A 13425-nucleotide genomic window follows, 5' to 3' on the forward strand; every position below is an offset into this window, starting at 1 on the left:
GCTCGCCAGGCGCAGGACCGGGTGCGGCGCTTCCTGGCGCTTCTGACCGAGATGCAGGCGCCTGCAGCACCGGCGGACGAGTCCACGACCCCCCCGGCTTGAAGCCCGCAGGGCGCAGCCGCGCATCGACGGCCGGCAACAATTGCTTGCAAGCCCGAAGCAGGTCTTCACAAGCCCGGGGCACGCAGCCGCTAGAGTGAGCGATCGTCCTCCTGCGCCGGGCCTGCCCGGGACGGCGCGCCGCTTGCCTCTTGCTGCCATGATTGCCGAAGACTGCACCGATCAGCGCCCGCCACTTGCACCGGCTCCGAGCCCGCCGCGTGAGGCCAGCGGGCTTCAGGCTCCGGCCACGGCCTCGCAGCCGCAGAAGGCCCTGTCTCTGGCCTCGCTGGCGGCCTTGAGCGCCTGTGGAGGAGGCGGCGGTGACAGCGGCGCGGCCCCGGCCCCTGCGCCCACCCCGGCCCCGCCGCCGGCGCCGCCCACCGAGGCGGAAGCGGCGCGATTTCTGGCCCAGGCCAGTTTCGCTGCCAGCACGGCCGAGATGGCCAAGGTCCAGGCCCAGGGCTACAGTGCCTGGCTCAACGAGCAGTTCGCGGCCACCGGCAGCCAGGGGCATTTCGACTGGATGGTGGCCAAGGGCTATGCGGTCGAGGCCAACAAGAACAACTTCAACGGCGTGGACAACACGCTCTGGCGCAAGCTGCTGAACTCGCCCGATCTGTTGCGGCAGAAGGTGGTGTTGGCGTTGTCGGAGATTTTTGTGGTCTCCATGGCCGGCCTGCCAGTGGCTTGGGCCGGCTTTGCGGTCGCGGCGTATGTGGACATGCTGGAGCAGCGTGCCTTTGGCACTTTCCGCGAGCTGATCGAGGGCGTCAGCCTGTCGAACGCCATGGGCGTCTACCTCAATATGCGCGGCAATCGCAAGGAGGACGCCAAGACCGGCCGGGTGCCGGACGAGAACTATGCGCGCGAACTGATGCAGCTCTTCACCATCGGACTGGTGGAGCTCAATCTCGACGGCACACCGGTGCTCGATGCCGCGGGCAAGCCCAAGGACACCTACACCCAGGCCCAGATCAGCGAGCTGGCCCGGGTGTTGACCGGCTGGGAGTTCGATGGCGCCAGCGCCACTGATCCTGCCTTCATGAAGAAGCCCATGGTGCACCTGGCGGCGCGCTTCTCGGTCGGGCCCAAGAAGGTGCTGTCGGCCGATGTGCCGGCCTCGGCCACCGGGCCGGAGGCGCTCAAGATCGTGCTCGACACCCTCGCCAACCATGCCAATGTCGGCCCCTTCTTCAGCCGCCAGCTGATCCAGCGCCTGGTCGCGTCCAACCCCAGCCCGGCCTATGTGCAGCGCGTGGCGGCCGTGTTCAACAACAATGGCCAGGGCCAGCGCGGCGACCTCAAGGCGGTGATCCGTGCGGTGCTGCTGGACAGCGAAGCGCGCACGCCCGGCAGTTCGCCCTCCAGCGGCCGCCTGCGTGAGCCCATCCAGCGCTTCATTCAATGGGGCCGCAGCTTTGGTGTGAGCTCACCGACCGAACTCTGGAATATCGGCGATCTGAGCAACCCGGCCAGCCGCCTGGGCCAGAGCCCGCTGCGCAGCCCCTCGGTCTTCAACTTTTTCCGGCCGGGCTATGTGCCGCCCAACTCGCAGCTGGGCACGGCCCAGATCACTGCGCCCGAGTTCCAGCTCTGCAACGAGAGCACGGTGGCCGGCTACCTCAACTACATGCAAAACGTGATCGCCAATGGCACGGGCGAGGTCAAGCCCAGCTACACGGCCGAGCTGGCGCTGGCGGTCGATGCGCCGGCCCTGGTGCAGCGCCTTGCTTTGCTGCTGGCGGGTGGTGGTTTGAGCCCTACCACGGTCAACACCATTGCCACCGCGGTGGCCACGATCAATGCCAGCAGCGATGCCGGCAAGCTGAACCGGGTGCAGGCCGCCATCCTCCTGGTGATGGCCAGCCCCGAATACCTGATCCAGAAGTGAAGCGAGAGCGTGAAAGAGAAAGCACCTGCCATGACATCGGTTCACCGCCTCCCGACCCTGCAACGCCGCGAGTTTCTGCGCCGCGCCTCCGCCCTTGGCGTGGCCGGCGCGGCCGCGCCCTGGGCCCTCAATCTGGCCGCCCTGGGTGAAGCCGCGGCGCAGACCGCGCCCAGCGATTACAAGGCCCTGGTCTGCGTGTTTCTCTACGGCGGCAATGACTACGGCAACACCGTCATTCCCTACGACGCGCCCAGCCACACGGCCTACCAGCCCATACGCCAGACCCTGGCCATCCCGCGCGATCAACTGGCCGCCACGGCGCTGACACCGCGTGTGGCCCTGCCCGATGCGCGGCAGATGGCGCTGTCGCCGCAGATGACGGGGCTGAAAACGATATTTGACGCGGGCAAGCTCGGCGTGCTGCTCAATGTCGGCACCCTGGTCCAACCCACCACCCTGGCGCAGTACAAGGCGCAGAGCGTGCCTCTGCCGCCCAAGCTGTTCTCGCACAACGATCAGCAAAGCGTCTGGCAGGCCAGCAACCCCGAGGGGGCCATTTCCGGCTGGGGCGGTCGCCTGGGTGACCAGTTCCTCAGCGCCAACGGCAACGCCACTTTCACTTGCATCAATGTCTCCGGCAATGCGGTCTTCATGGCCGGACAGCAGGCGGTGCAGTACCAGATGTCGACCAGCGGTGCGGTCGCCATCAACGGCGTCACGCGGCCGCTCTACGGCTCGCAGGCCTGCGCCGATGCACTGCGCAGCCTGATCACGGCCGAACGCAGCCACTGGATGGAGCAGGAGCTCAACCGCGTGGTCAGCCGCTCGGTCAATGCCCAGGCCATCGTCGCCTCGGCCCTGAACACCTTGCCGGCCCTGAACACGGTCTTCGACACCACCAACAGCCTGGCCACCCAGCTGCAGATGGTGGCCAAGATGATCGCCGCGCGCAGCAGCATGGGCGCCAAGCGCCAGGTGTTTTTTGTCTCCATCGGCGGCTTCGATTTGCATGATTTCCTGCCCGATCAACACCCGGGCCTGCTGCGCAAGGTCTCCGAGGCGCTGGGCAGTTTCTACGACGCCACGGTGGAGCTGGGCGTGGCCAACCAGGTCACCGCTTTCACTGCCAGCGATTTCGGCCGCACCTTGAGCAGCAATGGCGATGGCTCCGACCATGGCTGGGGCAGCCATCACTTCGTGCTGGGAGGCGCGGTCAAGGGCGGGCGCTTCTGGGGCCAGGCGCCGGAGGTGGCGGTCAACGGGCCGGACGATGTCGGCCAGGGCCGCTTGCTGCCCACCAGCTCGGTCGATCAGCTGGGCGCCACCCTGGCCAGCTGGATGGGTGTGCCGGCCAGCGACCTGAGCCGTGTCATGCCGCAGATCGCCAACTACACGCAAAAAGACCTGGGATTCTTCCTCTGAGGCCCGGGTCGCAGCTGGACTAGGATCGCCGGGTTTGCCCCCGTTTCCATCTTTTCGATCCTCGTCCGATCGTTTGCCTATGCCGCTACGTCTTGTTCGTCCCCTGAGGTCGGCGCTGTCCCTGCTGGCGTTGTTGGCGCTGGCCTCCTGCTCTACGCCCGACAGCCCAGCGCTGACCACCAAGGCCCCAGCGCCCGATCTGATCCAGCCCGAGTCCGCCAGCGGCTGGACGGCCAAGCAGGCCCAGGCCAGCGCCCATTTCGCCGTGGCCGCCGCTCATCCTTTGGCTTCGGATGCCGGCCGTGAAATCCTGCTGGCCGGTGGCAGCGCGCTCGATGCGGCGATCGCTGTGCAGATGGTCTTGACCCTGGTCGAGCCGCAGTCCAGCGGCATCGGCGGCGGCGCCTTCTTGCTGCACTGGGATGGCGCCAAGGTGCAGGCTTTTGATGGCCGCGAAACCGCGCCGGCCGCGGCCGACGAAAACCTCTTTCTCAAGCCGGACGGCAAGCCCATGCCCTATCTGCAGGCCGTGGTCGGCGGCCGCTCGGTGGGCACGCCGGGCCTCTTGCGCATGCTGGAGCAAGCCCATGCCCAGCATGGCAAGCTGCCCTGGGCGCGATTGTTCGAGCCGGCCATTCGCCTGTGCGAGCAGGGCTATGCCTTGAGCGGTCGCAGCCACAAGCAGTTGCTCAACAACACGGCTCTGCGCCAGGACCCGCAGGCCGGCGCCTACTTCTTCGATGCCCAAGGTCAGGCTCTGCCTGAGGGCAGCCGGCTGCGCAACCCGGCCCTGGCCGCCGTGCTGCGCCAGGTGGCGGCCGGTGGCGCCGATGCCTTTTTGAAAGGCACTGTTGCTCAGGACATCGTGCGCCGCGTGCGCGGCCATGCCGGCAACCCCGGCCTGCTCAGCGAGGCCGATCTGGCCGGCTACCAGCCACGCCAGCGCGAGGTGCTGTGCACGCCCTGGCGTGGCCAGCAGGTCTGCGGCTTCCCGCCGCCGTCTTCCGGCCATCTGACCGTGATGCAGATGCTGGGCATGATGCCGGCGCAAGCCCCGGCCCAGGCTTTCAGCGAGGGCGTGCCCAGTGCCGCCTGGCTGCACCGTTATGCCGAGGCCAGCAAGCTGGCCTTTGCCGACCGCGCCCAGTACATCGCCGACCCCGATTTCGTGGCCGCGCCCGGCGGTGATTGGCGCAGCCTGCTGGCTCCCGAGTACCTGCAGGCGCGCGCAGCGCTGATCGGCCCGCGCAGCATGGCCAGCGCCGCCGCCGGTCAGCCCGCCGCAGCGCTGCGCGTGGGTTGGGCGCCCATGCCCGATCAGCCCGAGCATGGCACCAGCCACATCAGCATCATCGATGCGGCCGGCCGGGCGGTGGCCATGACCACCTCGATCGAGGCCGGCTTTGGCGCCCGCATCATGAGCGACGGCGGCACCGGCTTGCCCGGCGGATTCATGCTCAACAACCAGCTGACCGACTTCGCCCTGGTGCCGCGCGACGAGCAAGGCCGGCCGGTGGCCAACCGTCTGCAGCCAGGCAAGCGCCCGCGCTCCAGCATGGCACCGACCCTGGTGTTCGACGCCAGCGGCCGCCGTCTGAGCATGAGCCTGGGCTCGCCCGGCGGGCCGGCCATCATCCATTTCGTGGCCAAGACCTTGCTGGCCACGGCCGATTGGCAGCTCGATGTGCAGCAGGCCCTGGACCTGCCGAATTTCGGCAACTTTGGAGGCCCTGTGTTCTTGGAGCAAGGGCGCTTTCCGGCGGCCACGCGCGAGGACCTGCAGGCGCGCGGCCACCGCCTGGTCGAGACGGAACTGACCAGCGGCATCCAGGCCATCCAGCGCAGCCCCACGGGCTGGCTGGGTGGTGCAGATCCGCGGCGGGACGGCGCGGTGCGCGGCGACTGAGCGGCCTGGCCCGGCCCGGCGCGCCGGCGCTTCGCATTTGCTTACAGCCTGAGGTGCGATCTCGTCATCGCTTGGGCGCGCTCGGGCGTTGGGCAGCTCATCGCCACCTTCTTCTCGGAGCTTGCACCATGCGGACCTCGCGCACCTCAGCTTTTGTGGCTGGCCTGGCCCTGGGCCTGGCCGGTTTGGGATCAACCGCCCAGGCCTCGGACATCGGCGTGTCGGTGTCGGTCGGCCAACCCGGCTTCTACGGCCGCATCGATCTCGGCTCGGCCGCCCCGGCGCCACGCCTGATCTACAACGAGCCGGTCTGGGTGCAGGGCCGCCCGCATCACCTCCACCGCGCGCGCGAGCGCGTGGAGCCCTGGTATCTCTATGTGCCCCCGGGCCATGCCCGCCATTGGGCTCGCCACTGCGGCGACTACGGCGCCTGCGGCCGGCCGGTGTACTTTGTGCAGGAAGGCTGGTACCGGGAAGTCTATGGCCCGCGGCGCGGCGGTGAACAGGCGTGGCGCCCGGGTCACGGGCGCGGCCATGGCCACGGCCATCATCATGGCCACCACCATGGCCGCCCCTACGATCGCTGAATCGATCAGCCCACAGGCCTGCGGCTCGCCCGCGGCAGGCGCGTGATCCCCAGTGATGGCCGGCGGCCGGTCAGCTGGGCGCTGATGGCCGCCTGCAGCGGCGGCAGATGGCGGGCGAGGGTCAGCACGCCTTTGCGCAAGAGCCGGGCCGGCGCACGCTCATCGGTGAACAGATTCACCACCGCATTGGTGCCCTGGTAGATGGTCCAGGTGCGGCGGCGGTGCTGGTCGGCATAACGCTGCAGCAGCTCGGCATCACCGAGGTCCTGGCCGCGCCGCTGGGCGCCTCCCATCAGATCAGCCAGCGCCTGCACCCCGTAGAGCCCGAAGTTGTAGCCATGCGCGGTGACCGGGTGCATGCCCACGGCGGCATCGCCGACCAGGGCCAGGCGCCGGGTGGCGAAACGCTGGGCGTAGCAGGCCACCAGGGGGTAGAGGTGGCGGGGGCTGGCCAGGCGGATCTCGCCGAGCCGGCCCTGCAGCTGGGTCTGCACCCAGGCGCGAAAGCGCTCCGCCTCCCAGGCCTGCATCTCGGCCGCGCGGTCGGCGCTGACAGTCAGCACCAGGGAGCTGCAGCTGCCCTTGAGTGGCAGCAGGGCCAGGGTATGGCCGTAGTGAAAACACTCCAGCGCGATGCCCTCGTTGGGCGCGCTGTGGGCCAGGCGGCAGACGATGACGCTGCGGCCGAAGTCGCGCATCTGTGCGCCGATGCCGGCCATGCGGCGCAGGGCGGAAAAGCGGCTGTCGGCGGCGATCACCAGGGGCGCCCGCAAGCGCTCGCCGGTGCTCAGCTGCACTTCGGCCAGCTCCGGTGTGGCGTTCAAATTCAGGCCGCTGACGCGGCAGTCGCTGCGCAGCTCAATGCGCTCCGCGCGTTGCTCGACGGCCCGGTAGGCAATCCGGCGCAGCCAGTGGTTGGCGACCAGATAGCCCAGCTCGCCCTGGCCGTCGGCGGTGCCGAAGCCCAGGTGCTCGGGCGCGGTGCCATCGAAGACATGGGCGCGGCGCAGCGGCGCGATTTCTTCCGGTGGCAGCAGGGCCCATTGGCCCAGGCGCTCCAGCACCGCCCGGCCCGGGTGGGTGAGGGCGATCTCTCGGCCGTCCTCGGCCGGATCTTGCAGGGCGCTCAGGGGCGCGGCTTCTAGCACGCAGCTGCGGATGCCGGCATCGGCCAGGGCGCAGGCCATGCTCAGGCCGGCGGGGCCACCGCCGACGATGAGCACACGCTGCGTGTCTTCAGGCCGCGAGGAGTGAGAGGTGGGCGTGGTGGAAGAGGGCTGGATCGACATGGTCGCCCAGCCTAAGGCCGGGCGAGTGCCGCGGCCTTGATCGGGATCAGCGTTGCGTCTTCTTGCTCAGGGCCAGCAGGCTCAGGCCGCCGACCAGCAGAAAGGACAGACCGCTCCAGATCTCGTAGGGCAGGCCCAGCAGGCGGTAGGCCGCAGCCTCCTTGCAGGTGGCGGTGACCATGAAGACGAAAGGCCAGCGCATTTCCAGATCCAGCGCCTCCAGCACCGTTTCGGCAAAGGTCAGCTTGCAGGTGTCCATCAACGCGGCCACTTCGTGCTGGTAGTAGGCCGCAGCCAGACCAGCCGCCGCCAGGATCAGCAGTGCCGTCAGGCTGGCCGTGCGCAGCGGGCGCTGGCGCTTGAACAACCAGCCCAGCAGGGCCACGGCGGCGATCAGCAAAAAGATGCCACGCTGCATCACGCACCAGGGGCAGGGCTTGACCCCGAAGCCATGCTGGGCGACCAGGGCGAAGGCCACGGCGGCCAGGCTGCCCAGCCCGATGCCGGCCAAGGCCTGCTCGGGGAACTTCGAGACCTTGAGGAACATCAGTCGGCTTCCACTTCCACCACCAGATCGATCTCCACGCATGCACCCATGGGGTTCTGCGCCACGCCGAAGGCGCTGCGGGCATGGGCGCCCTTGTCGCCAAAGACCTGGGCCAGCAGCTCGGAGGCGCCGTTGGTGACCAGGTGCTGCTCGGTGAAGTCCGGTGCGCTGTTGACCAGGCTCATCAGCTTGACGATGCGCTTGATCTTGTTCAGATCGCCCACGGCGGCGTGCAGGGTGCCCATCAGATCGATGGCGATGGCGCGCGCGGCAGCCTGGCCGGTGGCGGTGTCGGTGTCACGGCCGAGTTGACCGACCCAGACCTTGCCGTCCTTCTTGGCGATGTGGCCGGAAAGGAAGACGAGGTTGCCGGTGCGCACAAAGGGCACGTAAGCGGCCACGGGCACGGCCACGGGCGGCAGGGTGATGCCCAGGGTTTCTAGCGTGGTGTAGATGTTGGTGTTGCTCATTTGCGGGCTCACTCGAGTTGATGCTGAATTTGGGGGATCGCGGCGCGGGCAGCCGGCTGTGAAAGCGGCTCCGCCCTGGCTACGATCGGGTGGCGCGCATCCTACACCGAGCGGCCCGACGGGCCGCCTCGACACGGCCACCGCCCTGCTGGGGAGCGCTGCTGCCGGAGCACATGAGACGCATGCACTCTCCCGCAACTGCTGAGCCGCTGCAGGCTGTGGCGCGCCGTGGGCCGGCGTCGCTCTGGCCGTTTCGCCTGGCGCTGCCGGCCCTGGCCTGGCTGAGCGGTCTGGCCTGTGTGCAGCTGCAGCGTGAGCTGCCGGGCGAGGGCGCGTTTGCAGCGGTCCTGCTGTTCGGCCTGGCCTGCCTGATTGCGGCCATGCGCAGCCGCGCTGCGGCTGCCTTGCGCCTGCTCGGCTTCAGTCTTGCGGCTGGCTTGCTGGCCTTCAGCTACGGCAGCTGGCGCGCCGAACTGCGCCTGGCCGAGCGTTTGCCCGAGGCCTGGGAAGGGCGCGATCTGCTGCTGATCGGCCGTGTCGACTCGCTGCCGGCCGCCACCCTGGGCCAGGCCGGGGCGCCGGGCTGGCGTTTCGAGTTCGCGCTGGAGGCCGCCCAAGCCGGGCCGCTGGCCAGCGATCCTCCGCTGCAGCTGCCGCCGCGCCTGCTGCTGAGCGCTTTTGCCGAGCATGCCGATGCCGCGCCGCCGCCGCTGCGTGCGGGCGAACGCTGGCAGTTGCTGGTGCGACTCAAGCAGCCGCAGGGCCTGATGAACCCGCACGGTTTTGACTATGAACTCTGGCTGTTCGAGCAAGGCCTGCGCGCCAGCGGCGTGCTGCGGCCGGGTGGGGCGCAGCGGCGCCTGGCCGAGGCGCCCTTCGCCAGCATCGATGCCGCGCGCCAGCGCCTGCGCGAGGCCTTGCAGCGCCGCGTCAGCGAGCCCAGCGCAGCCGGCGTGCTGGCGGCCTTGAGCCTGGGTGACCAGGCCGCCATCAGCCGTGCCGACTGGGCCTTGTTCCGCGACACCGGCCTGAGCCATCTGCTCAGCGTCAGCGGCCTGCATGTGACCATGTTCGCCTGGGCGGCCCAGGGCCTGCTGGGCTGGGCCTGGCGCGGCAGTACGCGTCTGTGCCTGCGCTGCCCGGCGCCGGCAGTTGCCCGCTGGGGCGGGGTGGCGGCGGCCCTGGCCTATGCCTTGTTCTCGGGTTGGGGTGTGCCGGCGCAGCGCACGGTCTGGATGCTGGCCAGCCTGGCCTTGACGCGCAGCGCGGGTGTGCGTTGGCCCTGGCCGCTGGCTTTGCTGCTTTCGGCCCTGGTGGTCACGGCGGTCGACCCGTGGGCCGTCTGTCAGGCGGGCTTCTGGTTGTCGTTCTGTGCCGTGGGTCTCTTGATGGCGGCGGGTGACGCTGAACCCGCGCGCGGCTGGCGCGCCCAGCTGATGGCCGGCCTGCGCAACCAGGCCGTGGCCACCCTGGGCCTGGCACCGCTGAGCCTGCTGTTCTTTCAGCAGCTGTCTGTGGTGGGCGTGCTGGCCAATCTGCTGGCCATCCCCTGGGTCAGCCTGGTGATCACGCCGCTGGCCCTGGGTGGGGCGATCCTGCCGGGCTTGTGGATCTGGGGCGCTGGGTGTGTCGAGCTGATGATGGCCCTGCTGCGCGGGCTGGCGAGCTGGCCGCTGGCGGTCTGGACGGTGCCGGTGGCGCCCTTGTGGGCGCAGGCTGCAGGCTTGGCGGGCGGCGTTGTGTTGGTGTTGCCCCTGCCGTGGCGGGTGCGTGCTTTGGGCTTGGCGCTGGCGCTGCCCTTGCTGTGGCCGGCGCCCGAGCGCCCGCGTGAGGGCGAATTCGAGTTTCTGGCCGCCGATGTGGGGCAGGGCACGGCCGTGCTGCTGCGCACGGCAAACCATGCCTTGCTCTACGACGCCGGCCCGCAGTACGCGCCCGGGGTGGATGCGGGCCAGCGCGTGCTGCTGCCGCTGTTGCGCGCGCTCGGTGTGCGCCAGCTCGACCAGCTGCTGCTCAGCCACCGCGACAGCGACCATGTGGGCGGTGCGGCGTCCGTGGCCGCCGGTCTGCCGGTGCGCGTGTTGCGCAGCTCGCTGGAGCCCGGCCATCCGCTGCACCGCCTGTTTCCGAGCTCTCTGCCTTGTGAGGTCGGCCAGGGCTGGGTCTGGGACGGCGTGCAGTTCGAGCTGCTGCACCCAAGCGCCGAGCAGCTGCAGCGGCAACAGCTCAAGAGCAATGAGCTGTCTTGCGTGCTGCGCGTGCGCAGCGCCTCGGGCCAGCGCAGCGCGCTCCTGATGGGCGATCTGGAGGCGGGGCAGGAAGCAGAGCTGCTGCGCCGCCATCGTCCTCAAGACCTGCCCGCCGAGCTGTTGCTGGTGCCGCACCACGGCAGCAAGACATCGTCCACGCCGGAGCTGCTGGCAGCCGTGGCGCCGCGCTGGGCGGTGGTGCAGTCGGGCTACCGCAATCGCTTTGGCCACCCGGCGCTGCCGGTGCTGGCGCGCTACCAGGCGGCCGGCATCGAGGTCTTCAACAGCCCCGACTGTGGCGCTTGGCGCTGGCGCAGCGATGCTGTGGCGCCCAGCTGTCAACGCCAGCTGGGTCGGCGTTACTGGCATCGCCAGCCCTCTGCGGATCGAGCGGGCTTGTCATGGCAGGGACCGCCGGCGCCAGGCGCTCATCTCGAAGAGGATGGCTGAGCGGTCCGGCTGAGATGATTGCGCATGTCCTCTGCTTCATTTCTGGTGTGGGGCTTGTGGTGTAGCGTGCGGGGCGGCTCGCTGGCGGGCTGAGTCCCTTCCTTCAATCGGGTTTGTTCGATGGATGTGTCGTATCTGCTGTTTTTCTTCGCCGGTCTGGGCGCGTTCAATGGGTTGGCGATCGCGGCTTGGTTGCTTTGGCATCGCCCCGCCAGCCCGGCGCAGCCTTGGCTGGCCGCCCTGGTCTTGATGCTCAGTGTGCGCACGGGCAAGTCGGTGTTGTTTTACTTCTGGCCCGATATCGGCAAGCTGGTGCTGCAGGTCGGGCTGTCGGCCTGCTTCTTGATTGGGCCTTGCTTGCTCGGTTTCGTGCGGGCCTGCCTTGATCCCTTGGGCGAGCGCAGCGGCCGAGACCATTTCCTTGTGCTCGGACTCATGGGGCTGACCCTGGTCTTTGGCTGGCTGTATCCCTACTCGGTCCACCTTGCGCTGTGGCAGGGGCCGATCTGGCATTCGATCCAGTACTTCTGGCTGGCCTGTTTGCTGCTGAGCTTGGCCTGTCTTGTGCAGCATTGGCGTCATCGCCGCGCATGGGCTGCAGCGCAGCGCCGCGATTTGAGCAAGGCACGGTGCTTGAACCTTGGGCCGGGCTTCGCTGCAGCGGTCACGGCCGGAGTCGCCTTGGTGTGGGCGGCGTACTTCTGGTCGGGCTGGACCTCCTATATTGCCGGCGCACTGTCTTTCACGGTGCTGGTGTGTCTGAGCATCGGATTGGCCGTGTTTCGGCGACCGGCATTGAGCCCAACAGCTCCGATTCACGAACCCTATCAGCAGCGCAAGATTGCTCCGGCCGAGGCGGAGGCTGAGCTGGCGGCCCTGCACCGCCTGATGGCCGAAGAGCAACTCTACCGCGACCCCGGCCTCAGCCTGAACAAGCTGGCTCGGCGTTTGTCCATGCCGCCGGCGCGACTGTCCCAACTGCTGAACGACAACCAGGACATCAGCTTCCGGCAGTACCTGAACCAGCTGCGCATCGATGCCGCCAAACAGTTGCTGAGCGAGGGGGCGGCCTTGCCCATGGAGCAAGTGGCCGAGGCCTCGGGCTTTCTGTCCATGTCGACCTTTTACAGCAGCTTCAAGAAGGCCGAAGGCGCCACGCCGGCCGCCTGGCGACAGGCTCGACAGGTGGCCGAGGGCTCCTGAAACCGGTTCTCGGACTCCGGAAACCGATGGCAAGCTGTTGATTGACAAGGGCTTTGCGCAACATCGAGCTCTCGTTTCAATCGGAGCTTGTTCATGCGATCTTGTTCTCAACCGTCGCCGCTTTTTTCCCGCGCCATGGCTCGACTGAGTTTGCGCCTGGCTGAAGCCAGGGCCTGGAGCCTGGCGTTGGCGGCTTGCCTTTTTTCCATTGGAGCTCAGGCATCGGCCTCGTCGGGCGCCGAGCGCGCTGGCGTCGCCGCCGTCATCCAGGACTATCTCGACGGCAGCAGCTACAACCGCAGCGATCAGTTGCGGCGCGCCTTTCATGCCGATGCCCGGCTCTACCTGAGCGGAAAGGACGGCGCCATGCGGGAGGTGGGCATCGCGGAGTACGCCGCCTGGTTCAACGATTCTCCGGGCCAGTTCAATGGTCGGGTGGGTCACTTGCTGAATGTGCAGGTCGATGGCGATATCGCCAGCGCCAAGGCCGAGATCGTGATGGGGCGTGAGCCCGCGCGATTCACCGATTTGTTCCTGCTGCGACGCTTTGAGGGCCAGTGGAAGATCATCAGCAAGACGGCCACCCGCCACGCCGGGCCGGCCCATGTCAAGCGGGTTCTGGTGGTGCTGTCCAATGTGAGCCAGATGCCTGGAACCACACTCGGCGCTGGCAATAGCTTTGTGGAGCTGGTGCATACCTATTCGCGCTTGCGTGAGGCCGGCTATGGCGTTCAGTTCGTCAGCCCGGAAGGCGGGGCGGTTCCCCTGGCCTATGTGGATACCCGCGACGTCGATCAGCGCGCCCATGTGTACGACGCCGACTTCATGTGGGCGCTGGCCCACAGCCGCAAGCCTGAGCAAGTCCAGGCCTCTGACTACGTGGCGTTGATGTACATGGGCGGCAGCGCAGCCATGTTCGGCGTGGCCGACAACCCGGCTGTGCGCGCCCTGGCTCTGCAGATCTACGAGCAGCAGTCGGGGCTGCTGGCGGCGGTCTGCCATGGCAGCGCGGGGCTCACCGAACTGCACCTGGCCGATGGCACGCCCCTGGTTCGCGGCAAGCGGGTCACAGGCTATCCCGATGCCTTCGAGAACAAGAACGCGGCCTACTACAAGAGCTTTCCCTTTTCGATCGAACAGCGCTTGTTGGAGCGCAAGGCCGTCTTCACCCAGGGCCCGCGCAACCAGCCGCATGTGGAAGTGGACGGTCGCCTGATCACAGGCATGAGCTGGGAGTCCACCCGTGATGTGGTGGCAGCCTTGCTGCGTCAGCTCGACGGCCGATTGAACCCCTCGCGCTGACCGGGCT

The 13425-nt window shown here is 68.4% G+C and carries 10 protein-coding genes; 7 read left to right on the plus strand and 3 right to left on the minus strand.

From position 1 onward, the window contains the following. The first annotated feature begins 259 nt into the window (after positions 1–259). The 4 genes from C1O66_RS21665 (at position 260) to C1O66_RS21680 (ending at position 5908) form a co-directional block, all read left to right on the plus strand. Complete coding sequence (locus C1O66_RS21665; RefSeq protein ID WP_102770088.1) at positions 260–1993, plus strand: DUF1800 domain-containing protein; 1734 nt, start codon at positions 260–262, stop codon at positions 1991–1993. Between the two features lie 30 nt (positions 1994–2023). Next, a complete protein-coding gene (locus C1O66_RS21670; protein ID WP_102770089.1) occupies positions 2024–3415 on the plus strand; it encodes a DUF1501 domain-containing protein in 1392 nt (463 codons plus the stop codon). 79 nt (positions 3416–3494) lie between these two features. Continuing rightward, a complete protein-coding gene (locus C1O66_RS21675) occupies positions 3495–5321 on the plus strand; it encodes a gamma-glutamyltransferase family protein (RefSeq protein ID WP_102770090.1) in 1827 nt (608 codons plus the stop codon). A 128-nt stretch (positions 5322–5449) separates the two neighbouring features. Further along, positions 5450–5908: a hypothetical protein gene (locus tag C1O66_RS21680; protein ID WP_102770091.1), complete on the plus strand. Its 459-nt coding sequence runs from the start codon at positions 5450–5452 to the stop codon at positions 5906–5908. Positions 5909–5913: 5 nt separating this feature from the next. Here the strand turns inward: C1O66_RS21680 and ubiM are convergent, their stop codons facing one another. The 3 genes from ubiM to C1O66_RS21695 are packed head-to-tail and all read right to left on the minus strand — an operon-like array spanning position 5914 to position 8214. Further along, the gene (gene ubiM / locus C1O66_RS21685; RefSeq protein WP_102770092.1) at positions 5914–7197 is read right to left on the minus strand and encodes a 5-demethoxyubiquinol-8 5-hydroxylase UbiM; all 1284 of its coding nucleotides are present in this window, start codon (positions 7195–7197) and stop codon (positions 5914–5916) included. Between the two features lie 46 nt (positions 7198–7243). After that, complete coding sequence (locus C1O66_RS21690) at positions 7244–7744, minus strand: disulfide bond formation protein B (protein WP_165794731.1); 501 nt, start codon at positions 7742–7744, stop codon at positions 7244–7246. Then, positions 7744–8214, minus strand: a complete 471-nt coding sequence (locus tag C1O66_RS21695; RefSeq protein ID WP_102770094.1) for a RidA family protein — start codon at positions 8212–8214, stop codon at positions 7744–7746. Before C1O66_RS21695 ends, C1O66_RS21690 begins: the two co-directional genes overlap by 1 nt. Positions 8215–8396: 182 nt before the next feature. Between C1O66_RS21695 and C1O66_RS21700 the strand changes: the two genes are divergently transcribed. The 3 genes from C1O66_RS21700 to C1O66_RS21710 all read left to right on the plus strand — a co-directional run bounded on the left by C1O66_RS21700 (position 8397) and on the right by C1O66_RS21710 (position 13418). After that, positions 8397–10913, plus strand: a complete 2517-nt coding sequence (locus C1O66_RS21700; protein WP_102770095.1) for a DNA internalization-related competence protein ComEC/Rec2 — start codon at positions 8397–8399, stop codon at positions 10911–10913. A 120-nt stretch (positions 10914–11033) separates the two neighbouring features. Beyond that, on the plus strand, positions 11034–12116 hold the full coding sequence (locus C1O66_RS21705; RefSeq protein ID WP_102770096.1) for an AraC family transcriptional regulator: 1083 nt from the start codon (positions 11034–11036) through the stop codon (positions 12114–12116). A gap of 135 nt (positions 12117–12251) precedes the next feature. After that, on the plus strand, positions 12252–13418 hold the full coding sequence (locus C1O66_RS21710; protein ID WP_165794732.1) for a nuclear transport factor 2 family protein: 1167 nt from the start codon (positions 12252–12254) through the stop codon (positions 13416–13418). Positions 13419–13425: the final 7 nt, after the last annotated feature.

Origin of the sequence: Paucibacter aquatile (assembly GCF_002885975.1) — a bacterium.
Taxonomy (GTDB): Bacteria; Pseudomonadota; Gammaproteobacteria; order Burkholderiales; family Burkholderiaceae_C; genus Paucibacter_A; species Paucibacter_A aquatilis.